The following is a 22,450-nucleotide window of genomic DNA, read 5'->3' as shown; positions in this document are numbered from 1 at the left end:
CGGGTGACGCGACACGACTGGTCGATGTCACAAGCGCGTCTTCAATCAAGCGTTGCGCGTCCGGCGAGGCAGGCGTGGCATTGCTCCAGCTCAAGCCGGTCGTGCTCCACCTCGGCCACGCCGAGGGCAAGGCGCTGCTCGACGAGCGCCACCCGGAGCTCGCGCTCTTCGCGGCCTGGGCCATGCAGCACCGCCATGGGCCTGGGGCGCGCGCCGTCGTCGAGCGCGCGTTCGAGCTGACCGAGCGGCTGCCGCGCGCGTTGCGACGGGCCCAGCAGCGTGCGATCCTCTCCGTGCTCAGCGAGCGAATGCTGGAGCTCCTCAGGGAGGCCTCGATGAACCCCGACAAGATCCCGGAGACACCCGCCGCCCGGAAGCTCCGCCTCTTCCTCGAAGCGCAGGGGCGGAAGAAAGGCCGGGCCGAGGGCGAGGCCAAGGGCCGGGCCGAGGGTGAGGCCAAGGGCCGGGCCGAGGGCCGTCAAGACGCGCTGCTCACGTTACTACGGGCGCGCGGGCTCTCCCCCTCGCAGGACGATGAGGCGCGCATCCGGGCCTGCGCCGACGCGGTGAAGCTCGATCGGTGGATCGCACGGGCGGCCACGGCCACGACGGTGCGAGAGGCCCTCGGGATCAGAACCCCGGCCGCGAGAGCTCGCGCCCGCACGCCGGGTCGCCCTCGGCCGGCTTCCCCGTCACGCTCCTGAGCCGCCCCCGCTTGCCTCACCTGGCACGCCGGTCCAGCGCGCCCCGCACAGCCGACCCGACGCGCTCGCTCAGCGCGCGCTCAGGTCGTCCCCGGGGCGCGCGACGCGGAGCTCGCCTCCCCTCGCCCGAACGCCGCGGCCGCCGCCCCGCCGCGCGACGCCCGGTAGCGCGCCAGCTCTCCGAACTGCGCGAGCCGCGCGCGCACGATGTTCCTGCTGATACCGAGCAGCCTCGCCGTCTGGAGCTGGTTGCGATCGCAGTAGCGGTACGCCGTCCGGATGATCGTCTCCTCGATCTGCTCGTGCAGGTTCGGCAGGTTCTGCTCGAACAGCGCGAGCAGCGCGCCCTCCAGCGCCGTCGCCTGCGGCGTCGGCCTGACCTGGGACACCGCGTCCGTCGCCCCCTGATCCGGCGGAGGAATGCTCGCCCCCGCCTTCGGCTGGAGCGCCGTCAGGCGCAGATCCGCCGGGGTGACCTCCTGGCCTTTGCAGACCAGGAGCGCGTGGTGCATCGCGTTCTCGAGCTCCCGGATGTTCCCGGGCCAAGGGTGCCCGAGCAGCCGCGCCGTCGCCTCCGCCGTGAGCACGGCCGGCCCCGAGCCGAGCCGGTGCGTGTAGAGCTCGATGAAGTAGCGCGCCAGCGGGAGGATGTCGCCCGGCCGCTCGCGCAGCGGCGGGAGCGACAGCGTCGCCACGTTGAGCCGGTAGAAGAGATCCTCGCGGAACTTCCGCGCGATCACCGCCTCCTCCAGGTTCACGTTGGTCGCCGCGATGAGCCGCACGTCGATCGGGATCGGCTGGCGCGAGCCGAGCCGCACCACCTCGCGCTCCTGCAGCACGCGGAGCAGCTTGACCTGGAGCGGCAGCGACAGATCCCCGATCTCGTCGAGGAACAGCGTTCCGCCGTCCGCGGCCTCGAACCACCCGGCCTTCGAGGTCGTCGCCCCCGTGAAGGCGCCCTTCTCGTGGCCGAACAGCTCGCTCTCGACGAGGGACTCCGACCAGGCGCCGCAGTTGACCGCCACGAAGGGCCGCCCCCGCCGGTGGCTCAGCGTGTGGATGTGACGGGCCACGATCTCCTTGCCCGTGCCGGTCTCCCCCGTCACGAGCAACGTCGCGTCGCTCGGCGAGAGCTGCCGGATCCGCTCGAGGATCGCCTGCGAGCGCGGATCCTCGAAGACAAGGGCCTTGGCGCGCACAGAAAGGGCCAACGAGCTCGTGTTGGGAAGCGTGAGCAAGGGCATCGTCATCGGGCTTCACTCACCATGATAGCGGACGGTTCATCCATTATAACGGATGCACCTGCCATGCGCCAGAGATCTTTCTCTGGCGCGACCCCACCGGTTGTCTCGGATGGCTTCGGGCCTTCCGTCATGCTGCGCCTCGATCCGTCGCGCTACGCCTCGAGGAGATAGCCGCGCACCTCGTCGACGAGGGCCTTGATCTCGTGGTCGGTGCGGGACCTCGGGCGCGGCGCGCTGACGGGGACGACGCGCTTGATCCTCCCGGGCCGCGGCTCGAGCACGACGACGCGATCGCCGAGGAACACGGCCTCCTCGACGTCGTGCGTGACGAGGATCATCGTGATCTGCTCCTCCTGCCAGATGCGCTGGAGCTCCTGCTGCAGCTTCGCGCGGGTCAGCGCGTCGAGCGCGCCGAACGGCTCGTCGAGCAGCAGGATGCCCGGCCGGTTGACCAGCCCTCGCGCGATCGCCGCCCGCTGGGCCATCCCGCCGGAGAGCTGGTGCGGGTAGGCCCGCTTGAACGCCGACAGGCCCACGAGCTCGAGGTGCTCGTCGACAGCGCGGGCCTTGTCGGCCTGCGTCCACGCCGAGCTCTCGAGCCCGAGCGCGACGTTCTGCTCGATGGTGAGCCACGGGAAGAGCCGGTGCTCCTGGAAGACGATGCCCCGATCGAGGCTCGTCCCCTCGACGCGCGCGCCGCCGACGAGGATGTCGCCCTCGTAGTCGCCGTCCAGCCCGACGAGGAGCCGGAGGAGCGTCGACTTGCCGCAACCGCTCGTGCCCACGACGCTGATGAACTCGCCGGGGTGAATGGTCAGGCCGATCCCGCGGAGGACCTCCAGCGGCTTGTCCTTGACCACGTACTTCTTGCTGACATCGCGAATGTTGATGACTCCAGGCGAGCCCATGAGTTCCTCCTCGAAGCAGACGAAGCAGACGGAATCAGAAGTTGACGACGTTGACGACGTTGACCACGTTCACACGTCGCGGACGCGCCATCGCAACAGGCGGTCTTCCGCGGCCTTGGCCAGCGCGTTCAGGCCGAAGCCCACGAGCCCGGACACGATGAGCCCGACCAGCACGACATCCATGGCGAAGCGCTCGCGCCCGTCCACCATCAAGCTGCCGATCCCGGGTGCGGGCTCGAGCAGGTACTCGGCCCCGAGCGTGCCGAGCCACGCGTAGATGAGCCCCTGGTGCACGCCCGCGAAGAGCGACGGAGCGGCGGACGGCAGGATGACCTTGCGGAGGATCTGCCACCGCGAGAAGCGGAGCACCCGCGCCACCTCGATGTGCTCGACACCGACGCTCCGCACGCCTTCATAGGTGTTCACGACGACCGGGTAGAAGGCGGAGAGCGCGATGAAGGCGACCTTCGCCTGCTCGCCCACGCCGAGCCACACCGACATCAGCGGGATCCACGCGAACAGCGCGACCTGCTTCGCGGCGTGGAAGCTCGGTGAGAACAGCTTGTCGGCGGTGCGCGAGACGGCGAGGAGGCCGCCGACGGCGCCGCCCGCCACGATGCCGAGCGCGAGCCCAAGGAGATCCCGGACGAGGCTTGCGCTCAGGTGGCCCCAGAGCTCGCCGCTCTCGTGAAGCGCTCTCGCGGCCCCCCAGACCGCGAGCGGCGGGACCAGGATGCGGGTGTTGGCGAGCTCGTAGCGGCAGACCACGATCCACGCGACGAACAGCAGGACGGGCAGGACCAGGCCGCGCCGCAGCCGCGGCTGGATCAGAGCATGGGTGATGGCGCTCATCGTTCGATCTCCGGTAAGGTTCCGGTGAGGTGTTACAGGGCGGCGCGCCGCCAGCGGAGGAGGCGGGCCTCGATCGCCTCGAGCCCCTTGTCGAGCACGAGCCCGACGATCCCCACGACGAGGATCGCCGCGAGCACCACGTCGAGCTGGAACAGCTGGCGGCCCCAGACGATCAGGAACCCGACGCCCTCGGAGGACGCCAGGAGCTCGACCGTGACGAGCGACAGCCACGCTTGCGTCAGGCCATATCGGATGCCGACGGCGATGGACGGCACCGCGGCGGGGAGCACGACCTTCCGGAGCAGCTGAGCATGGCTGAACCGGAAGACCCGGGCCACCTCGATGTACGATCTCGGCACGTTCTTGATGCCCTGGAACGTGTTGATCGCCACCGGGATGAGGCTCGCCTGCGCGATGAGGATCAGCTTGAGCGACTCGCCGATCCCCGCCACCATCATGACCAGCGGAAGCCACGCGAGGGCGGGGACCTGCGCGAGCGCCTTGAAGAGCGGGTGGACGTGCTCCTCGATCCGCCGCGAGAGCCCCATGGCGATGCCGAGCGCGAGGCCCGCCGCGCCGCCCGCGGCGAAGCCGCCGAGGACGCGGCCGAGGCTGACGGCGATGTTCGTGTGCAGATCGCCCGAGCTCGCGAGCTCGGTCAGCGTCTGCAGGACGAGCCCTGGCGCCGGCAGGATCTGCGCCGGGATCAGCTCGCGCTGCGAGGCGTAGCTCCACGCGAGGAGGAGCGCCGCCGGGAAGACGAGCCCCACGGCGACGTTGCCCAGCCGCCGCGACAGGAGCCGGGAGGCGCCGCCCGCGGGCAGCGCCACGTCGGGCGCCTCGAGCTTGTAGGCGGCCTGGGTCTGGCTTTCTTGAATTCCCTGCTGCGTCATCTTGGTTGCCTTTCTCTCGTGGCGTTCCGCCCTGCCCCGCGCTGGGCCCCTTCGCCGCGCGCTCCTCTCATGACCTCCCGGGGTGCTTGACCTTCCCGTTCACGTCGAACTCGGGCCAGTAGCCCTCGAGGTTCAGCTCCTTCAGCGCCGCGTTCAGGAACCGCAGATCGATCCAGGAGTCGACGTCGAACGTGCTCCTGATCAGGCCGAACCGCTTCGCGTCGACGACGGCCGCCTTGTAGCGGGAGATCAGGTATTCATCGAACAGGGGGCTCGCGCGCACCTTGAGCGAGTCGCCCGTCTGGTCCGCCTTGAAGTTCGAGTACGGCACCCCCGACTTGGACCAGAGCTGGTAGATCGGCGCCGGGTTGGCCTCGTTCTGCGCGATCCAGTGGGCGGCCTGCACGACGACCTTGACGACGCGCCTCGTGATGTCCGGATACTTGTTCGCGAAGTCCTCGGTGACGATCAGGTGGGCGTGCCGCAGGTAGGCCGGCGAGTCGTTCTTCGTCGAGTAGACGATCTTGGCGACCCCTTGATCCTGGAGCGTGAGGAGGTCGTATCCGCCGAAGGCGGCGTCGATGTCCCTGGTCGCCAGCGCCGCCTTCGCGGTCGCTGAGTCCATGTTGAGGATCCGGAGATCGCGCTCCGACAGGCCGCTGCCCGCGAGGATTTTGTTGACGGCGAGCTGCAGGTTCGTGCCCTTGAAGAGGGCGACCTTCTTCCCCTTGAGGTCCGCGAGCGACGCGATCGACGAGTCCGCCGGGACGGCCAGGTAGGTGTGCTGCCTCGTCGACACCCCCGCGAGGAGCTTCGTCTTGAGCCCCCCTGCCCTCCCGATGCTCGACGGCAGGTCTCCCTGGAGCGCGAAGTCGAGGAGGCCGTTCGCGTACGCCTCGTTGACGGCCGGCCCGGCGCCCTTGAAGAAGGACCACTCGATCTTGATGTTGTCCTTCTTGAACTCCTCCTCCAGGAGCCCCCGCGCGTGCACCACGCTCAAGCTGCTACCGCCGACGAACGGCCGGTTCCCGATCCCCACCCCCGCGAACGCCACCCGGATGACGCTAGGCGCGTCCGCCCGCGCCACATGCGCAGACAACGTCAAAATCGCCGCCACCAACATCTGCACAAAGATCAAAGCTCGTCTCATATTTTTCCTCACTGAATTCATTGCCACGCGTCGCCGAGCGATGCTCGCCCGCACAGGAGACGGGCCCAGATCGGCGTCTTCGGCGCGCAGGCGTACTCCGGTACGCCGAGCACCGAAGACGTCGAGGTGGGCCCGTATCCGAAGCGGGCGAGCATCGCTCCTCAGAAGCCGCCTTGGAGCTGGGCTAGGATTTCGTGCGTGGCCCCCTCGGTGCTCGTGCGGTCGTCTCGACGGTTGAGGTTGAGCTGGAACTTCGTCGTCTCCGCGAAGAAGACGTTGAAGCCGAGCGTGTAGACGTCGACCCGGTTCTCTTTCACCTCGGTGCTCGGGTCGAAGAGGTCGACGCGGAGGAACGGCTGGTAGGTCTTCGGCCACCAGTCGTCGTAGCGGCCCTGGTTGCGGTACCCCCTCAGGAACTGCTCGCCCCAGTTGTAGAAGAAGGTCGCCACGTGCGACAGGCTGGTTTGCCTCGTCTTCCGGGGGTCCTCCGCCGTCGTCCCGAGCGTCACGTCGTCCTGGCCGTAGATGAACTCGTAGGTGACGCCGATCGGATAGTGGTTGTAGTAGATATCGCCGCCGAAGCGGCGCTTGACGCCCTTTCCGGACAGCGTCTTCTTCTCGTCCTTGAGGAACGTGTTCTGCCAGCCGATGTACGCGCTCCCGCCGAGCGTGATCTGGCGGAGGATGGAGTTGTAGTCGGACGGCACGGTGAACGCGAGGCGGCCGATGATGTCCTTCTCGCTGTTGTCGTCGGCCGTGTTCGGCCCGCTCCCGTTGACGATGCCGATCGCGTAGGCGAGGATGGGCGCCCGGTAGTTGTAGCCGTAGTCCACCTGCGGCAGCACGTCGCCGCGGACGATGAGCCCGAGGTCGCGCCGGTTCAGCCCGAGCTTCGTCGTGAACTGCGCGTTGGTGATCACCGGCTTCAGCTCCTCGCTCGCGGGGACCTCCAGCCCGAACGGCAGGAGCTGCTGGCCCAGGGTGACCTGCAGGACCCAGTCCTCGGGGGCGAGGGTGGGGAGCACGGAGTACGCCAGCTGCGCGTCCAGCAGGTTGAGGAAGCTGTTGTTGCTCGCCTGCTGGGGCGAGGCGCCGAAGCGCACCGAGTAGGTCAGGTTGCGGCCTTCCTCGTAGTCCTTGTAGAGGATGCCATTGAACGTGAGGGTCGCGGCGCCCGTGTCGAACGTCACCTTGCGATCGTTCGAGGTCGCCGTGTTCACCGGCTGCTCCGTCCATCCGATACGCGCCTGGATGACGCCGCCGACGAGGAGGGAGCGGGTCGAGAGGGCGGTGTGGAGGTCGCGCTCTCGCTGCCACTGGAACTTGAAATTCTCGAGGTCGGTGACGAGCCCTTGCAGGTCGTCCCGCGTGACGACGTTGGGATCGGGCTCGACGAAGGCCTCCGCGGTCGCGTCGCCCGCGGGCGAGGTGCCAGGGGACGGCGCGCCGGGAGCAGCCGGAGCGGCGGCCGCGGCGCCCGGCGCGGCCGGTGCCGCGCCAGCAGGCGCCGCCCCCGCGGGCGTCGAAGCCGCGCCAGCAGGCGCAGGCGCCGCACCGGCGGGCGCAGGCGCCGCACCAGCAGGCGCGGGGGCCGCACCACCGGGCGCAGGTACAGGACGCTCACCCTGGGTTCTGCCGGGCGGGTTCTGCGCACTCGCCTGCGTCACGCAAAGGACGATGGTCGTCGTCGCGAGGATCGATGAGATGGCGGTTCTTGAGCGGTCGAGCAAGCGCATGAATGGATCCAGAGGGGTTCGTTGATTCACAGTTACCGTCGGGCGGGGCCGCTTCCGTCGCCCCGCCCGACGCTCCACGTTCAGGCCGCCTTGCTCTTCCGCAGCTTCTGCTCGACCGCGGTCCCGGCGAAGAAGCCGGGGTTCTTGCCGGCAAAGAAGTTGTAGGGATGGGTGAACACGAGATCGCGGAAGTTCGCCTCCGTGAGCGCCCCGCGCTCGACGAGGCTCCAGGTGTCCGCGAGGACCTCGGTCAGATCCGGCACGTCCCAGTGGCCGCTGTCCGACGCCCAGAAGGCGTTGAGCTGCACGCCGAGCGGGTTGACCTTCGTGTTGAACGCGTACGCGATCGTGGGGTCGTCCGCCTCCGAGCCGAAGTAGAAGTTCGGCACGTACCGGTCGCGGATGTCCTCGATCCGCTCGATGCCCGCCGCCGCGAAGTCGTCGAGCGCGCCCGCGTCCTGCGGCTGCCTCCGCGAGTTGTTCGAGACGCCGAGCGCCCCGCCGAGGACGGCGTTGATGTCGCCGAGCCGCGCCGCGACCTCCTCTCCACCGTACTGCTGGTACAGCGCGTACAGCAGCTTCGCGTCGATCAGATCGGGGTTGTAGTTCTGGACCGCCCTGCCGTTGCGCTTCTCCCAGTGCCCCACCAGATCCGCGAACAGCGTCGCGCCCCACGCCGCCCCTCCCTCGAGGAAGCCGACGCGGAGATCGGGGAACCGGCGGGTCACGCCGCTGAAGAAGAGCGACTTCGCGAGCGCCTCGGAGGCGGAGGCGAAGTGGCCGATGTGATTGTACATGTAGCTCGAGACCGAGCTGCGGCTGGTCCACCCCATCCCGGCGGAGTGGGTGGTCAGCACCGTCCTGAGCTCGACCGCCTTGGCCCAGAACGGGTCGTAGTTGTGCTCGCTGTCCACGCCGAACGTGTCGAGCCAGTTCGCGTGCCGCGCGACGTCCGGATGGTGCCGCGACGGGTACTTCTCGGCCACCGACCGGATCGGCCGCCGGAGGTTGCCCGGGATGAGGGCGACCTTGAGGCCGAGCTCGCGCACGGCGAACTCGAGCTCTTCGACGCCCTCCTGCGGCGTGTGCAGCGGGATGGCCGCGACAGGCGTGAGGCGGTCGGCGTACGGCCGGTACACGTCGGCGTGATAGGCATTGACCGCGCGGATGAGCACCCGGCGCAGATCCTCCTTGCCGACGTGGGTGGCGAACGTGGAGACGTTCGGGAAAAGAACCGCGTAGTCCGTCCCCGACTCGCCGAGCCGCTCGTGCAGCAGGCTGGGCAGCGACACCGTGGCGAGATCGAGCGTGTTCTTCGTCGGCAGCGCCCACCACGGCGGGCGGACCGAGCGCTGCGCCGCGCGCTGCTCGGGCGTGAGCTCGTACCACTCGTTGCTCAGGTAGCCGAAGCCCCGGTTGATCGCGTCGCGGAACTCGTCGACGGACCTCGCGCCGCCGTACTTCGCGATGTAATCCTCGAGGATCGGGGCGAACTCGATCGTGTGCAGATCGGTGTCGATCACCGGGTAATCGAGCTTGTCGCGCACCACCCGCGAGCGAGAGGTCTTCTTGCCGTCTTTCAGCGAGAGGTGAGAGGATGAGACGCTCATGACGATGACTCCATGGCGCGATCGCGCGGTCGCGCGGCGGCCATCGGCGCCGGGCAGCCGCGCCCAGGGCGCACGAGGCCGCGCGCCGACCAGGCGCCCGCTCCTGTGCTGAGAATGTGAGAGGCCTTCGAGCTAGAGCGCCGCGAGCGCGGCGCCCCTACAGCGCGTGGCGGTCCATCGCTCGACGTCAGCGCCGATCCGGCGGGGCGCGAGCCGCTGCGAGCGCCGGGAGAGCGCCTGCGCGCAGAGCTCGGAGCGCGTCGCGAGTCGACGCCACACGACGCCTGGCGCGCCCGGGAGGGCGTTCGTCAGGATCGTGCTCGCGAGGATGGCTGAGACCGCGCGGGGCGCGATCACTGGATCTTTCATGGCTCTCTTCAGGTCAACTATCGTCCTGACGCATTGCATTGCGCGGACCAAGCCTTCACCGTGGCCAGCAGAGCAGGTCGGGCGGAAGCACCGCAGATGCGCTCGGCCTTGTGGCCGCGCGCTCGCGCTCCAGCGCGCCGTCCCGGGGGAGAATTCAGAGAGGGCTCGAGGGCCCCGACGCCTCCCGGCAGCGAAGGAAACTGGCCGCGCGCGGCACACGCCGCGCACTCTGTCAGGAAAGAAGCTCGACGCTCGTCGCGCCGCTGCGGGTTGCGTTCTGCATGCGGCGTACCAGGCTTATGTCCGCTTCAAAAGATGCATATCCGTTATGTCAGACAACCCCATGCTGCTGGAGCAGCAGGCGGGTGCTGCCCGGGTGCTGCTCCAGCAGCATCCCCCGGGCAAGGTGCGTCATGGCTTGAACGGCGACGCGGGTGCCAGGCTCATCCCGGTCGCGAACGAGATCGCGCTCTGCAGGTCGCGGCGGGTCACGATGCCGGCGAGATCGATGTCGAGGTGGACGATGGCCTGGGACACCTCCGGCCGGATCCCCGTCAGGACGACCTGCGCCCCGAGCAGCCGGACCGCCCGCGCCACCTGCAGGAGGGCGCTCGCCGAGGCCGTGTCGATGTGCGGTACGCCGGTGACGTCGATGATCGCCACGCGCGCCTGCCGCTCGACCACCCTGCTCAGCAGGTTCTCCATCATCTGCTGCGCCCGCGCCGCGTCCAGCACGCCAACCAGCGGCAACACGAGGACGCCCTGGCTGATGGGAACGATGGGCGTCGACAGCTCCAGGAGCGTCTTCGCCTGAAGCCGGAGCGTATCCTCGAGCCGCTTCCGGTCGGTGATCACCTCCGTGAACAGCATGATCCCGCCGATCTCGCCGGTCGACTTGTACCAGGGAAAGATCTTCCAGCGCACCCAGTCGACGCTCCCGTCGGCCCGCGGGAAGGGCTCCTCATCATTCGATTCCGTGGCTCCTGCGAGGCAGCGCCGGTGGATCGCCCTCCAGTGCTCGGGGATCTCGGGGAAGAGTTCGTAATGGCACCGGCCGATGATGTCCTGCTCCTTCATGCCGAAATCTTCCCGCCAGCGGTGACTGGCCAGGATGTAGCGCATGTCGTTATCGAACATGGCCACCGCAGCCGGGCTGTAGGTCACAAAGACGCGCGCATGCTCCTCGCTCTGGCGCAGCGCCGCCTCGAGGCGATCCCGCGCCTCCTCGGCCTCCTCCAGCTCCCGGATGCGCTGCTTCAGCTGCTGGTTCTCGGCAACGACAGCCGCGTAATCCACATCACCGTTCATCCGTACCCTCGGTTCCGTCCTGGTCTGTGTATCAAAGAAGCGCGGTACGTGGCGCTCGACCGGCACACGCGTGCGCTACCGAGGGGTGAGACAAGGTTGCAGCCGTCGAGGCCGGCCGCTCGTGCTCGTGCGGGGGATCAAGCGGGGCGCCCTGCGCCAGCGTTCAGCGCGCTTCGTGCGCGGCCTTGAAGCCGGTGCTGTCCAGGTCCCCCATGTTGAGCATCGCCTCGGGGAACCGGGCCGCCTCCTCCGCATACCAGAGGTGCGGCGTGATCTCGTTGGCCCTGGTGCTCGCCTAACGCTCCTCTCCGCTCGAGTCGAAGAGGACAGCGAACCCGCCCCAGATCATGCGCTTGGGGTCGAAAGGTGGACTCTCCGTCATCTGCATGCGCGGGTCGTCCTTCATCTTCGCGCCCGCCTGGTCGCGCACCTCCTTCGATGGCCACACGATCCAGGAGAACACGATGGTCTCGCCTGCCTCGGCCTTCACCGCGCCCTTGAAGTCGGTGATCTTGCCGTCGGGCACGTCGTCGCCCCAGCACTCGACGACGCGCGTCGCACCATACTCCTTGAAGACCTCCGCGGCCTTCACGCAGGCCTCGCGATAAGCTGCCTTTTTGTCCGTGGGCACAGGAGTGACAAAGCCGTCGATGTAGCTCATGGGCGCGATTATGCAGACCTGCCGCTCACGGCGTCAAGCGCGGCTCCTCCACGCAAATGGCGGACTCTGCAGTTCACGCAGAGGCCGTCAGTCCCGAGGCAGGCACAGCAAATCGCGGCAAACAGGCCCTGGCGCGGGCGATGATCCGGAGAGAGAGAAATCGAGATGCGTACTCGCAATGCGCCCTGCGCGTCGTCGAGGACGCCAACCGCCGCGCCTGCCGTGCTGGCTTTGGGCGCACCGGATCACGGCGTGCGCCTCGACGTGCCCATCGCTAGCGGTAGGGCCCGCCCCCGGGGCCGCGCAGGAGGTTGCGCTCGATCCTTGCGCGCACCTCGTCGAGCGTGTCGATGGCCCACACCATCGTCTCGGGCGCGATCGAGGAGGCGATCGGTCCCACGGTCACGCCGCGATCATCGATGGCGACGGGGCCAGCGCGCTCGTCGAGGGCGAGGAGGGCCCTACGAGCGCCAGGGTCGAGCAGCTCGGGGGCTCGGTCGGTCTGCCGCGGATCCACGCGCACGAGGAAGCGACGATCGAACGCCTCGTCGTCAACGACGATGTCCTGCCCGCCCAGCATCGTGACGAGGCCGTCGAGGAGCCGTTCACGCCGGACGGCGAGGCCGAGGCCGAGCTCGGTCTCGAAGCTCGCCCGCGCGATGACCCGGTGGCGATCGCGCGCCGCGCGCTCCGAGCCGATCTCGATCGGGCCCCCCTCGATGCGGCCCGTGACCGAGAGCGGCGCGCTCGCGAAGGCGAGGCCGCGCGCCGCGGCGAGCGCGCGGAGCACCTCGGCGTGTCCGGCGAGCGACGCGGCGGCGCGGAGGCCAGCGCGCGCGCCGTCGAGGAGCTCGACGGTCTGCGCGGCGCTGTGGACGGCGCGCACGATCCACGCCTCGTCCATGCCGAAGCTGTACGGCTCGGAGAGCGTACAGCCGCCATCGTGGATCCGGACGTCGTAGGGCGCGCGGTGCAGCGCGACGAGGTGCTCTCGGAGCGCCACGGTGAAGAGATCCCCTGTTCGGGAGGGATCGTCACCCGCGATCGAGAACTCGCTGTCGAGATCGTCGCTGCCGGTCACGACCGCGTTCACGAACCCCAGCACCACGTCCCGACGGTGCATCTCGAGGCCGAGATCGAGGGGCGGCTGGAGCCAGCCGTGGACGAGGACGTGCGCTTGCCGTTGGGCCCAGCTGATCTCCACGGAGACGAGGCGCCCCTCCACGAGGCCCCTCGCCTCGCGGTCCCGTGCGGCGAGGCCGAGCGTCGCGGCCGCGGCCTGGACCTTCTCCCAGCTCCCCATTTACCCACGCTATCCGCGCGAACCACCGGGCGCAATCATCGCAATCCCACGCACCTCCGGCTACTGGTCCAATTGAACAGGGAGACGGGGAGGCAGGGAGAAAAACTCAGTGAATCTCCCTGTCTCCCTGTGATCTTCCTCGGGCAAAGTTGACCACCGTCCACCCATGGGGGGCCCCGAGTCTCCCTGAATGTGCTGCTGTCGTGCTGCACAGCCGCCCGGTCGCGTCCCGACTGGCAACGTCACGCCCCCCGCCGAGCTCGCTGGAGATCATCGAGGTGGGTCGCGATCCTTGTCGGGGGTTCGCGCCCCACGCCTTCAGCGTGAGTCATGGTTAGCCGGGCAGGACGTCGAGCGCCTGGGCTTCTCGTCGCACCTCCCGCAGGAGGGCGGCGGCGACGACGCCGGGGTGCGTTCGCTCCGGCGCGGCGCCGAACGCGGCGAGGACCTCCGCGAGCGGGCGGGACGCGTCGTCTTCAGGTTCAGGAGGCGGCCCGCCGAGGCGGGCTGCCCCGAAGAAGAAGCTCGCGGCGTAGAAGGCGAGGGCGATGGCGCGCGCAAGGCGCGCTCGCGCGCGCTCGCCGTCGTTCGCGGGCCTCCCGAGGTACGCCTCGAGCAGCGCCTCCCGCTGCTCGGGCCGCGGGTACGCAAAGACACCGAGCTGCGCGAGATCGATGAACGGATCTCCCGCGCCCGCGTGGGTCCAGTCGACGAAATACACGCGCTCGGCCGCCACGAGCACGTTGTTCGGGTTGAGGTCGCGATGACACGCGGCCGCGTGCGCGTGGGGCGCGCTCACACGCTCCAGCTCGGCGATGGTGCGCACGAGCTCGGCTGGCAGGCCCACGCCTGCGAGCGCGGCGCACTGCGCGTCGAGGAAGCGCAGGAAGTCCATGCGCGACGGGCCGCGCGGGAACGGCGGACCGTCGTGGAGCCGCCGCAACGCCGCCGCGACCCGCTCGATCTGCGTCGGATCGCTCGTCGGGCGGAGCGGCGTCCCCGCGATGCGGTCCATGATCGTCACGCCCGTCCGCGCGTCCGCGTGGTGCAGGCGCGGCGCGACGCCGCGCTCGGACGCGACGCGCATGCACGCGCTCTCGCGCGCGGCGCGCTCAGGATCGCTCGGATCGAGCGCGAAGCGCTTCGCGACGTAGGGCGCGCCGTCGACGACGAACGCGATCAGCGCGGCGCCGGAGAACCCGCCGGAGAGCGAGGTCACGTCCTGGACCGGGCGCCCCGGGAACGTGGCCTCGAGCGCGGCGGTGAGGTCCGGGTGCAGCTCCGGAGCGCTCATGCCCACCCCCGCATCGAGGCGAGCCGCTTTGCGTAGAGGCGGCTCCGCGCGGCGAGATCGGCAGGCCGTGCCCAGTCCCACCCGATCGCCTGCCAGTCCGGGTCGTCGGGATCGAGCCCGAGCGACGCGACGAACGCGCGATCGGCGACGAAGAAGTGGTGTTTGTACGCGAGGAGATAGCCGGGCGACGCCTCCGGCAGCGCCTCGACGTGGGCGCGCGCCTCCTCGTAGGTCGCGAACCAGTGGTGCAGCACGCCGCCATCCCGGCCGTAGAGCAGCGTCCCGAGCTCGGGCGCGCCGGGCTCTCCCGCGAGGGCGAGGCGCGCGCTCTCCCAGCTCGAGAAGCCGCACTCGCGCGCGACCACCGCGAGGCAGTGCTTCCGGCGGATGCCGGCGACGGCCGCGGCGAGCGCGGCCTCGTCGGCGCGCCCGAGCTCGGGCAGCGCGCGCAGGCGCAAAAGCGCCTTGGCGTCGTTCGACGCGAGCTGCTTGTGCAGCAGCTCAGCGCGGGTCTTCAGCTCGCGAACGGGATCCATCATGGACGTCTCCTCTCGAATCGGCCGCTACCCGCTCCCTCGGCCCGAGGATGTCGACGTGGTCATGACGGTGCGAGGTGGCTCGCGGTCGTCGCGTCGCAGGGTGAAAGGCTTCTTTCCGGCGGGGAGGGCGCCCCTGCGCACCCTGGCCAGACGCTAGCGCTTCGCGCCGGGGCGCGCCAGACCGAATCCAGGAGCGTGCGGGCTGAACGCGCGAACGGGCGTCGGTGCGCCACCTTCTCCACCTCTTCTGAAGGTGTGACCGCACCCTCGCGGCCTCACGCGGGCCCGCACCAGGACTCGAGCGCGCTCCTCAGATCGGCGAGGCGCGTCGCCCGTCGGGCAGCGTCGCTCGCCCACGCGACGTGCCCGTCCGGCCTCACCAGGACCGCATCGACGGCGGCGAGATCGCTCTCCGGGGCGGCCGTCGCGCGGACGACGTCGACGCGATCGCTCCACGCCGCGCCTGTCTCCCGGAGATCGACCGCACCGGCGAGGTCGAGCAGGACGAACCGGCCCGAGTGGAGCAGCTCGTACAGCCGCGCGGCGCCGCGGTCCGTCACGAGCGCGCGATCGGGCGCCCGCCTGCCGACCCAGGGGTGCGCCGCCGCCGTGTCGCCGGGCGGATACGCGACATCCAGCGCGCTCACGAGCTCGGAGATCCGCCGATTGACGGGCTCCATGGCGAGCAAGTCGCTCATCATCTTCCGGAGCGCCAGCCCCGCCTCCGAGACGTCGCCGAGCTTCGTTTGAATCTCCGTGTTGCGCCCCACGGCCAGGCCCACGGGGTGGCGCTCGTCATGATAGCTGTCCAGGAGGCGGGGCGGCGCCCAGCCGTTCAACTCGGCAGCGAGCTTCCATCCGAGGTTCATCGCGTCTTGCAGCCCGACGTTGAGCCCCTGGCCGCCGGCGGGAAAGTGGATGTGCGCCGCGTCGCCCGCGAGCAGGACCCGCCCACGCCGGTACCGCTCGGCGACCCGCGTCGCAGTGCCGAAGCGCGACAGCCACCGCGGATCGCGCATCCCGAAGCCCCTCCCGACGATCCTCGCGACGCCGCTCTCGAGCTCCCCGAGCGTGACCGGCTCGGACGTGGGCACATGAGCCCGCTCCGGGTCGAACACGACGAAGCGCTGCTCGACGCGATGGCGGAGGCCATGCTGGCGGGCTGCGCGGAGAGCGTGCCGGTAGCGCTCTCGGGGATGGAGCGCGCGGCGGACATGGGCGAGCGGCTCCGCCGGGCGCTCCTCGCGCACCGCGACGGGGCGCGGGTGTTCGCGGGGACCTACGTCGCGCAGGACATCACGCTGCGGGTCTCGGAGGTGCTGATCGGCGCGCTGAGCGACGCCGGTCTCTCCCCGCGCGCCGCGGCGTGGGGGTGCTGGTCGATCGTGTATTACGTGATCGGCTTCGCCCTCGAGGAGCAGGCCCTGGTGGTCCGCCCGGGAGCGGACCCCGGCAAGGCCGATCCAGCGCTCTTCCGCGAGGCGGTGGAGCGAGGAGCTTACCCGCACCTCGCGGCGGCGCTCCCGCACCTCCTGAGCGCCGACACGGACGCGCGGTTCCGGTACGGACTGGAGCTACTCCTCAAGGGACTTGAAGCGGAGCTCGAAGGGGCGCCGCGACCGAGGGAGTCCAGGAGCTCGCCGCACGCCGGAGCCAAGAAGCGGGCGCCCCGCCGGAGCGGCTGACCGCCGCCGGCGGGGATGGCCGGACCGCTCGGGCCGACGGTCGCTCCCGACCTGGGCCGCGCGGCTGCGGATCCTGTGCTGCGGCTGCGCTTACCTGGGTCGAATCGCCGCGATCACGCGCGGAGACCCATCCTCGTGCGGGAGTTCACGAGGGGCGAAGCGGCTCCGCGAGCCAGCGCACCAGCGCGTCGGCCTCGAGATCGAGCAACGCATCCTCGACCTCGCCCGGGCCGATCGCGCGGGCTCGCTCGATGATCGAGCGCTCTTCTTCGGCCGTCGGTCGCCGCCCGATCCGCCGGGCGAAGAGCCGGCCGAGCAGCTCCGCGATCGCCTGCTGCTTGCCTCGCTCCTCGCCGCGTCGCTCCCCGCGCTCCTCGCCGCGTCGCTCCCCGCGCTCCTCGCCGCGTCGCTCCCCGCGCTCCTCGCCGCGTTTCTCTCCTCGTCGCTCGGCCTCGATGATCATCTCCCCGATGATCGGCGTGCGCCGGAGCAGCCCCTCTTCCTTGTCCTCCACCATCACGACGAGCTCCTTCAGCAGATTATGCCCCCAGGGATCGATGGTGGCCATCACCAGGAGCGCCGTGTACAGCTCGGCCCGCTCCTCGGGGGTGGCCGCCCCCGTATGGATCTCCGCAACGATCTGCCTCAGCGCCGCCAGGGTCGCGTTCCGGGCGAGAGGCGCGAACACCAGCCAGAGCACGCTGCCGCGCGCGCGCAGCTCGGAGACCGTGCGCTGGTAGACGGCGTCGACGCGGAAGTGCGCGCCGCTGAACGGCCGCCCCGGCCATGCGATACAGCGTTTGCCCGTCGCCGGTAGTCGCCGCCTGCGGCCCGACAGGACCACGGCGACGCTCTCGATCGGCGGCACCGCCTCCCCGTGGGCATCGAGGCGCAGCGCGGCGAAGAGGAAGCCGAGGTACTCGAAGACGCGATCCGGAACGTCATCGCGGAGCGCGAAGCAGAACTCGACGTGCAGCACGCGCGGCTCGCCGTCGATCCGCAAGCGAATGGCCTTGTCGAGGCGACGCTCGATGTTCGTGACCTGGCTGTCAACCCAGCCGAGGACCTCAACGGGACGGCCCTCCGGAACGAGAGCGCGCACCAGGTCCTCGGGGCGCCTCCGGGCGAGGTGGCGAAGCGTGATGTCGGCGTCTCCCATGCGCGGCATCCATGGCAGCGCGCGTACCAGGGGCGCAGGCAGCCGAAATCAGCGGAATCCAGGGTGTGGCGTGGCGCCAGGCAGGTGGCGGCGCCATGGCGGGCGCGGGTCGGCCGACCGGCGAGCGCGCCTCGGATAAAGCCGACCGGGCAGCGCCGCGATCGCCTGCTGCTGGCCACGCTCCCGTCCTCGTCGCTCCCTGCGCTCTTGCCCGCGCGCGACGTCGGGATCGATGCCCCGGCGCGAGGCCGGTGACAGGATCATCTCACGCGGCCGGTAGCATGGCCGGCCAGGAGGGGCTCGATGCGAACGTTGATCTCGACGGTTATCTTGCTCGCCGCGCACTCGGCGGGCTGCGCGGCGGAGCAGGCGGGAGCGCGGGGCGACACCTCTGCTGGCGCCGGCGCGAGCGCCGTCCGCCTGCCCGAGGGCGCGCGGCTCGTCGACCTGACCTATCCCTTCGACGACAAGACCATTTACTGGCCCACGGCGACGACCGGCTTCGCCCACGAGACGGTGCACCACGGCAAGACCGAGGGCGGCTACTTCTACTCCGCATACACGCTCTGCGCGCCGGAGCATGGCGGCACGCACCTCGACGCGCCCATCCACTTCGCCGAGGGCAAAACGACCGCAGACGCCGTGCCCCTGTCGCGCCTCGTCGGCTCCGCCGTGGTGGTGGACGTGTCGGCCGCCGCGTCCAGGGACAGCGACTACCTCGTGACCAGGGCGGACATCGAGGCGTTCGAGCGGGCGCACGGCGCCATCGAGCCGCGCACCATCGTGCTGATCCGGACGGGCTGGGGCGCGCGCTGGCCTGACAAGAAGAGCTATCTCGGCGACGATCGACCTGGCCACGCCGAGGCGCTGCACTTCCCCGGCATCGGCGAGGACGCCGCGCGGGCGCTCGTCGCGCGGAGCGTGGGCGCAGTCGGCATCGATACGGCGAGCATCGACCACGGCCCGTCGAAGGATTTCATCACCCATCAGGTGCTGCTCGGGGCGGATATCCCCGCGTTCGAGAACGTCGCCTCGATGGAGTCGCTGCCCCCGCGGGGCGCGCTCGTCATCGCGCTCCCGATGAAGATCCGCGCCGGCTCCGGCGGGCCGCTGCGCATCGTGGCCGTGCTGCCGCGCTGACCGCCGGATCCGCGCCGGCGCCCGGCCCGCGCTGCCGCGCGGGGAAGCCCGCGAGCGCCCGGACCTAGAGGTTGATCTTGTAGTTCAGCTTGACCTCGTCGCCGTGCATCCCGCGAAACCCCCAGTCGTGGGGAGGCGACTCCGAGATGCATATCTCGATGTCCTGGTGGTCGATCCCGACCTCATCCCGGATCTTGTCGAACAGCAGCCGCACGAGCTTCTTCTTCGTCTCCACGCTGCGTCCGGTGATCATCGATATCTCGATGATCGTATAGGCGTCTGTACGCCCGCCCGGCGCCAGCATGTCCTCGCGCTCCATCGGGAAGAAGCGATGCGCCCGCTTGTCCTGCGGCATCTGCAGCGCCTCCATGACGCAGGCGTGGATCACCCTCGACAGGGCCTCCTTCACCGGATTGAGCTTCTCCTTGATTCCGTAGATCTTCGCCTGAGCCATGCGCGGTTCTCCTGGAACAACGTCAAATCATTCATGCCACTCTGCTCTCGTCTCTCGATCGCGCTGAAGGCGCGGTCCGCCGGCTCTCCGGCTCTCGGGCGCCCCGCTCGGCGAAGCGACGCCGGGCCGCGGCCGCGTGCCCTCCGGCGACGCCATCCCCGTCTGCGCGCGCTCTCTTCAGTCGTCCGCGTCGTCGCCCTTCGGCCCGGACTGCCCCGCGGCGGCCTCCTCGCCCTCGTCCTCGGGGAGCCCCGCGTCCGCCGCGCCCGCCGCCTCCGCGGCGAGCGCCATCCGCTCGGCGAGGGGCCGCTCGGGCAGCGTGAGCAGCGGGCCGTCGCCGAGATCGCCGATCATGTTGAGGTACGCGTTCATCGCGTGGCACACCGAGTCGGTGCGCACGTAGCGATCCCTGACGCTCCAGAACACGCCGCCGGCGGCCGCCTGCGGGTTCTTCACCACGAACGAGCTCTCCGGACCGTAAGTGTACTGCAAGAGCAACCGGATCGCGGCGACCACCGCATCCTTGTACCGATCGCAGCCCTCGGTGCCCTTCTTCCGGCAGTGGTGGTACACCTCCGACATCACCTCTGCGAGCCAGCCGCTCCCGCTGCTCGACAGCGACCGCTGCCAGCGGCCGTAGCGGTAGGCGTCCTCGGGCCTGCGCCACTGCCGCTTCACGAGGTCGTCGGCGCAGCGGAAGACGGTCTGCTCGACGCGCTGGTCGCCGCCGGCCTTGGCGAAGTCGAGGAGCGACTGGACCGCCCACGAGCTCGAGATCGGGTTGGGCTTCCTGTAGTCGTCGCCGAGGAAACACCCTTTCTCTGCGATCCTGGCGAGCAGGTAGTCCGCGGTCCGGGCCGCGGCGTCGAGGTACTTCTTGTTCTTCGTGGCCCGGTAGGTGCGCGACAGGGCGGAGAGGACCTGCCCCGTGTAGAGCGTCGAGTCCTTGCCCTGGACCTTCCACGCTCCGCCCTCCTGCCCGATCAGGGCCGAGCGCACGCTGCCGTCCGGCCGCTGCATCGAGATCAGCCACTCGGCCGCGAGCACGGCGGACTCGAGGTACCTCTTGTCCTTCGTGACGCCGTGGAGCTCGAGGAGCGTGAAGATCGACTTCGACGCCGTGCCGACGACCAGCCGGCGCTCGGGCCGCTCGCGCTCCAGGTCGAACGCGTAGAAGAAGCCGCCGGCCGTGCGATCGCGCGCCTCGCGGCTCTGCATGCCCATCATGAAGCCGGCGGCCTCCGTCGCCAGGCGGAGCAGGCGCTCGTCGGGCTTGTAGGCGTGCAGCTTGAGCAGCGTCAGCGCCGTGGACGCGGTGTAGATCGTGTGCAGCTCGCGCTCGAACCGGTCCGCGGGGGCGTGGTAGTACTTGTGAACCCCCTTGTGCCGCGGATCGATGACGCGCAAGAGATAGCCTTTGCCGTCCTCGATGCGCCGCGCGAGGAGGGCCTTGTCGAGGGCGCGGACCGGCACGAGCCCCTCGACGAGCTCGACGCCCTTCCCCGGGCGCTCGACGCTCTCCACCATCGACTCGTGATGATCCGGCAGCTCCACGACCAGCCGCGCGCCCGCGAGCGCCTCGCGCGCGCCGCCCGCCGCGGCCACGGCCCTGCGCGCGGCGTCCTTCAGCGCGACGCAGAGCCCCGCGTCCGACGCCTCCCCGCGGGCGATCTGCTTCCCCTCCCGAAAGCCCATCACGACGGCGCGGAAGGGGCGTTTGGACGAGAGGGCGAGATCGCACGTCACCTTGTCACCGCCCGCTGCCACCCGACGGACGAAGGCGACGGCGCGATCGCGGAAGGAGTCGTTGTCGAGCTCGTCGCCCGCGCCCCCGTTCTCCGGCGCCTGGATCACCGGGTCGGGCACCCGGGGTAGGTTCGCCGCGATCTGCGCCGCGAAGCGGTCGTCGCCCGGGGAAAGGGCGCGCTGTCCACCTTCCGCACCTTCCGCGGCGCTGGCCGTCGCGGAAGGTGCAGCGGCGGGCTTCCCGGCCGCGGGGTCCTCGCTCGGCTTGCGGCCGTCACAACCGCTCGTGACCCCACACGACAGAGCGGCGAAGGCCGCCAGGGTTGCGATGGAGAGCACGCGAGCAGACGGCATGGACAAGGACCCCGAAGCAGCGATTCGACGCGTATCAAGAACCCAGAGGTCCCGCAAGGCCGAACGGGGTAGCCGCGCGCCTCGCGATGCGCCCGCACGCGCGCCTCGCGATTCGGCCACATGCGCCCTCGCTATTCGCCTGCATGCGCCCCGCGCTATTCTGCCCGCATGGGACCCGCGCAGATCAAGGGCAAGAACGTGGACATCAAGCTGTGGACCCGGCCGGACGAGGTCGAGGCGATCGCGCTGGAGCAGCTGCGGAACATCAGCGCCCTGCCCTGGGCGTTCCACCACGTCGCCGCCATGCCCGACGTCCACTTCGGCAAGGGCGCGACCGTCGGCTCGGTCATCGCGATGCGGGACGCGGTCGCGCCGGCCGCTGTCGGCGTCGACATCGGCTGCGGGATGGGCGCGCTCCGCACGAACCTCACCGCGGCCGATCTGCCCGACGATCTCCGGCGGATCCGCAGCGACATCGAGCGGGCGATCCCCGTCGGGTTCGCCGCCCACGACGCCCCGCCGGAGGGGTTCGAGCGCCTCCCGCTCTGGGACGAGTTCGCGAGCCTGAGCCCGAAGGTCCAGGGGCTGTTCGCGCGGGCGCGCTGTCAGCTCGGCACGCTGGGGGGCGGCAACCACTTCATCGAGCTCTGCCTCGACACGGACGGCGGCGTGTGGCTGATGCTCCACTCCGGCTCTCGCAACATCGGCAAGGAGCTCGCCGAGATCCACATCGCCACGGCGAAGAAGCTCGCCCACAACCGCGACCTGCCCGATCGCGATCTCGCGGTGTTCCTCGCCGGCACCCCGGAGATGAAGGCCTACCGGCACGACCTCTTCTGGGCGCAGCGGTACGCGCGGACGAACCGCGAGGCCATGTTCCACCTCGCAGAGGGCGTCCTCCGCCGGCACTTCCCCGAGCTCGCGATCCAGGAAGCCATCTACTGCCATCACAATTACGTGGCAGAAGAGTGTCATTTCGGCGAAGAGGTGCTGGTGACGCGCAAGGGCGCGATCCGAGCAGGCAAGGGCGAGCTCGGCATCATCCCCGGCTCGATGGGCACGCGCTCGTACATCGTCCGCGGCCTCGGCAACCCCGAGGCGTTCGAGAGCGCCTCGCACGGCGCGGGGCGCAGGATGAGCCGCGGCGAGGCGAAGCGGCGCTTCACGGTCGACGATCTGGCCGCGCAGACGGCCGGGGTCGAGTGCCGCAAGGATGGCGGCGTCCTCGACGAGATCCCCTCCGCCTACAAGCCGATCGAGCGCGTCATGGAAGACCAGCGCGATCTCGTGGAGATCGTCGCCGAGCTCCGGCAGGTCCTCTGCGTGAAGGGGTGAGCGACC

General features: G+C 70.1%; 21 protein-coding genes. 4 read left to right on the top strand and 17 right to left on the bottom strand.

Annotated elements, in window-relative coordinates:
* Positions 1-74: 74 nt before the first annotated feature.
* Positions 75-704 carry a hypothetical protein gene (locus WMF19_RS07460; protein WP_437898440.1) on the top strand — a complete coding sequence of 210 codons (630 nt, stop codon included), beginning with the start codon at positions 75-77 and terminating at the stop codon, positions 702-704.
* A gap of 80 nt (positions 705-784) precedes the next feature.
* On the opposite strand, the gene WMF19_RS07455 is transcribed toward WMF19_RS07460, so the two are convergent.
* The 14 genes from WMF19_RS07455 to WMF19_RS07390 all read right to left on the bottom strand — a co-directional run bounded on the left by WMF19_RS07455 (position 785) and on the right by WMF19_RS07390 (position 15,689).
* Positions 785-1,948: a sigma-54 interaction domain-containing protein gene (locus WMF19_RS07455; protein ID WP_437901603.1), complete on the bottom strand. Its 1,164-nt coding sequence runs from the start codon at positions 1,946-1,948 to the stop codon at positions 785-787.
* A gap of 152 nt (positions 1,949-2,100) precedes the next feature.
* Positions 2,101-2,856 (bottom strand): ABC transporter ATP-binding protein, encoded by a 756-nt coding sequence (locus tag WMF19_RS07450; protein WP_272100985.1) that lies wholly within the window; start codon positions 2,854-2,856, stop codon positions 2,101-2,103.
* Between the two features lie 69 nt (positions 2,857-2,925).
* Positions 2,926-3,708, bottom strand: coding sequence for an ABC transporter permease (locus tag WMF19_RS07445; protein ID WP_437898438.1), 783 nt, complete (start codon positions 3,706-3,708; stop codon positions 2,926-2,928).
* A gap of 32 nt (positions 3,709-3,740) precedes the next feature.
* Positions 3,741-4,601 (bottom strand): ABC transporter permease, encoded by an 861-nt coding sequence (locus WMF19_RS07440; RefSeq protein ID WP_437898437.1) that lies wholly within the window; start codon positions 4,599-4,601, stop codon positions 3,741-3,743.
* A gap of 67 nt (positions 4,602-4,668) precedes the next feature.
* A complete protein-coding gene (locus tag WMF19_RS07435; RefSeq protein WP_437898436.1) occupies positions 4,669-5,751 on the bottom strand; it encodes an ABC transporter substrate-binding protein in 1,083 nt (360 codons plus the stop codon).
* A gap of 161 nt (positions 5,752-5,912) precedes the next feature.
* Positions 5,913-7,487 carry a hypothetical protein gene (locus WMF19_RS07430; protein WP_437898435.1) on the bottom strand — a complete coding sequence of 525 codons (1,575 nt, stop codon included), beginning with the start codon at positions 7,485-7,487 and terminating at the stop codon, positions 5,913-5,915.
* An 80-nt stretch (positions 7,488-7,567) separates the two neighbouring features.
* Positions 7,568-9,097: an amidohydrolase family protein gene (locus WMF19_RS07425; RefSeq protein ID WP_437898434.1), complete on the bottom strand. Its 1,530-nt coding sequence runs from the start codon at positions 9,095-9,097 to the stop codon at positions 7,568-7,570.
* A gap of 132 nt (positions 9,098-9,229) precedes the next feature.
* The gene (locus WMF19_RS07420; protein WP_437898433.1) at positions 9,230-9,466 is read right to left on the bottom strand and encodes a hypothetical protein; all 237 of its coding nucleotides are present in this window, start codon (positions 9,464-9,466) and stop codon (positions 9,230-9,232) included.
* Positions 9,467-9,877: 411 nt separating this feature from the next.
* Positions 9,878-10,774 (bottom strand): STAS domain-containing protein, encoded by an 897-nt coding sequence (locus tag WMF19_RS07415; protein ID WP_437898431.1) that lies wholly within the window; start codon positions 10,772-10,774, stop codon positions 9,878-9,880.
* A gap of 295 nt (positions 10,775-11,069) precedes the next feature.
* Entirely contained in the window at positions 11,070-11,435 is a 366-nt protein-coding gene (locus WMF19_RS07410; protein WP_437898430.1) for a DUF1428 domain-containing protein, read from the bottom strand.
* Positions 11,436-11,709: 274 nt separating this feature from the next.
* A complete protein-coding gene (locus tag WMF19_RS07405; protein WP_437898429.1) occupies positions 11,710-12,738 on the bottom strand; it encodes a hypothetical protein in 1,029 nt (342 codons plus the stop codon).
* 334 nt (positions 12,739-13,072) lie between these two features.
* Positions 13,073-14,032: a phosphotransferase gene (locus WMF19_RS07400; RefSeq protein WP_437898428.1), complete on the bottom strand. Its 960-nt coding sequence runs from the start codon at positions 14,030-14,032 to the stop codon at positions 13,073-13,075.
* Complete coding sequence (locus WMF19_RS07395; RefSeq protein WP_437898427.1) at positions 14,029-14,571, bottom strand: hypothetical protein; 543 nt, start codon at positions 14,569-14,571, stop codon at positions 14,029-14,031. Before WMF19_RS07395 ends, WMF19_RS07400 begins: the two co-directional genes overlap by 4 nt.
* A 275-nt stretch (positions 14,572-14,846) precedes the next feature.
* Entirely contained in the window at positions 14,847-15,689 is an 843-nt protein-coding gene (locus tag WMF19_RS07390) for an FAD-dependent monooxygenase (protein WP_437898426.1), read from the bottom strand.
* On the opposite strand from WMF19_RS07390, the gene WMF19_RS07385 reads away from it, so the two are divergent.
* Positions 15,666-16,256: a TetR/AcrR family transcriptional regulator C-terminal domain-containing protein gene (locus tag WMF19_RS07385; RefSeq protein WP_437898425.1), complete on the top strand. Its 591-nt coding sequence runs from the start codon at positions 15,666-15,668 to the stop codon at positions 16,254-16,256. The two genes, WMF19_RS07390 and WMF19_RS07385, sit on opposite strands and share 24 nt — an antisense overlap.
* A 145-nt stretch (positions 16,257-16,401) precedes the next feature.
* Here the strand turns inward: WMF19_RS07385 and WMF19_RS07380 are convergent, their stop codons facing one another.
* Positions 16,402-17,415 carry a hypothetical protein gene (locus WMF19_RS07380; RefSeq protein WP_437898423.1) on the bottom strand — a complete coding sequence of 338 codons (1,014 nt, stop codon included), beginning with the start codon at positions 17,413-17,415 and terminating at the stop codon, positions 16,402-16,404.
* A 303-nt stretch (positions 17,416-17,718) separates the two neighbouring features.
* Here WMF19_RS07380 and WMF19_RS07375 point away from each other — a divergent pair, with 303 nt between their 5' ends.
* Positions 17,719-18,555 (top strand): cyclase family protein, encoded by an 837-nt coding sequence (locus WMF19_RS07375; RefSeq protein WP_437898422.1) that lies wholly within the window; start codon positions 17,719-17,721, stop codon positions 18,553-18,555.
* A 64-nt stretch (positions 18,556-18,619) separates the two neighbouring features.
* Here WMF19_RS07375 and WMF19_RS07370 read toward each other — a convergent pair whose 3' ends face one another.
* Complete coding sequence (locus WMF19_RS07370; RefSeq protein WP_437898421.1) at positions 18,620-19,009, bottom strand: tautomerase family protein; 390 nt, start codon at positions 19,007-19,009, stop codon at positions 18,620-18,622.
* 177 nt (positions 19,010-19,186) lie between these two features.
* Positions 19,187-21,109 carry a D-glucuronyl C5-epimerase family protein gene (locus tag WMF19_RS07365; protein ID WP_437898420.1) on the bottom strand — a complete coding sequence of 641 codons (1,923 nt, stop codon included), beginning with the start codon at positions 21,107-21,109 and terminating at the stop codon, positions 19,187-19,189.
* A 168-nt stretch (positions 21,110-21,277) separates the two neighbouring features.
* Here WMF19_RS07365 and WMF19_RS07360 point away from each other — a divergent pair, with 168 nt between their 5' ends.
* Positions 21,278-22,444: an RtcB family protein gene (locus WMF19_RS07360; RefSeq protein ID WP_437898419.1), complete on the top strand. Its 1,167-nt coding sequence runs from the start codon at positions 21,278-21,280 to the stop codon at positions 22,442-22,444.
* The last annotated feature ends 6 nt before the right edge of the window (positions 22,445-22,450 follow it).

It is taken from the genome of Sorangium sp. So ce124, assembly GCF_051525235.1.
Classification (GTDB): Bacteria; Myxococcota_A; Polyangia; order Polyangiales; family Polyangiaceae; genus Sorangium; species Sorangium atrum.
The sequence above is the reverse complement of the archived record's forward strand: the minus strand, read 5'-3'. Positions and strand labels throughout refer to the sequence as shown.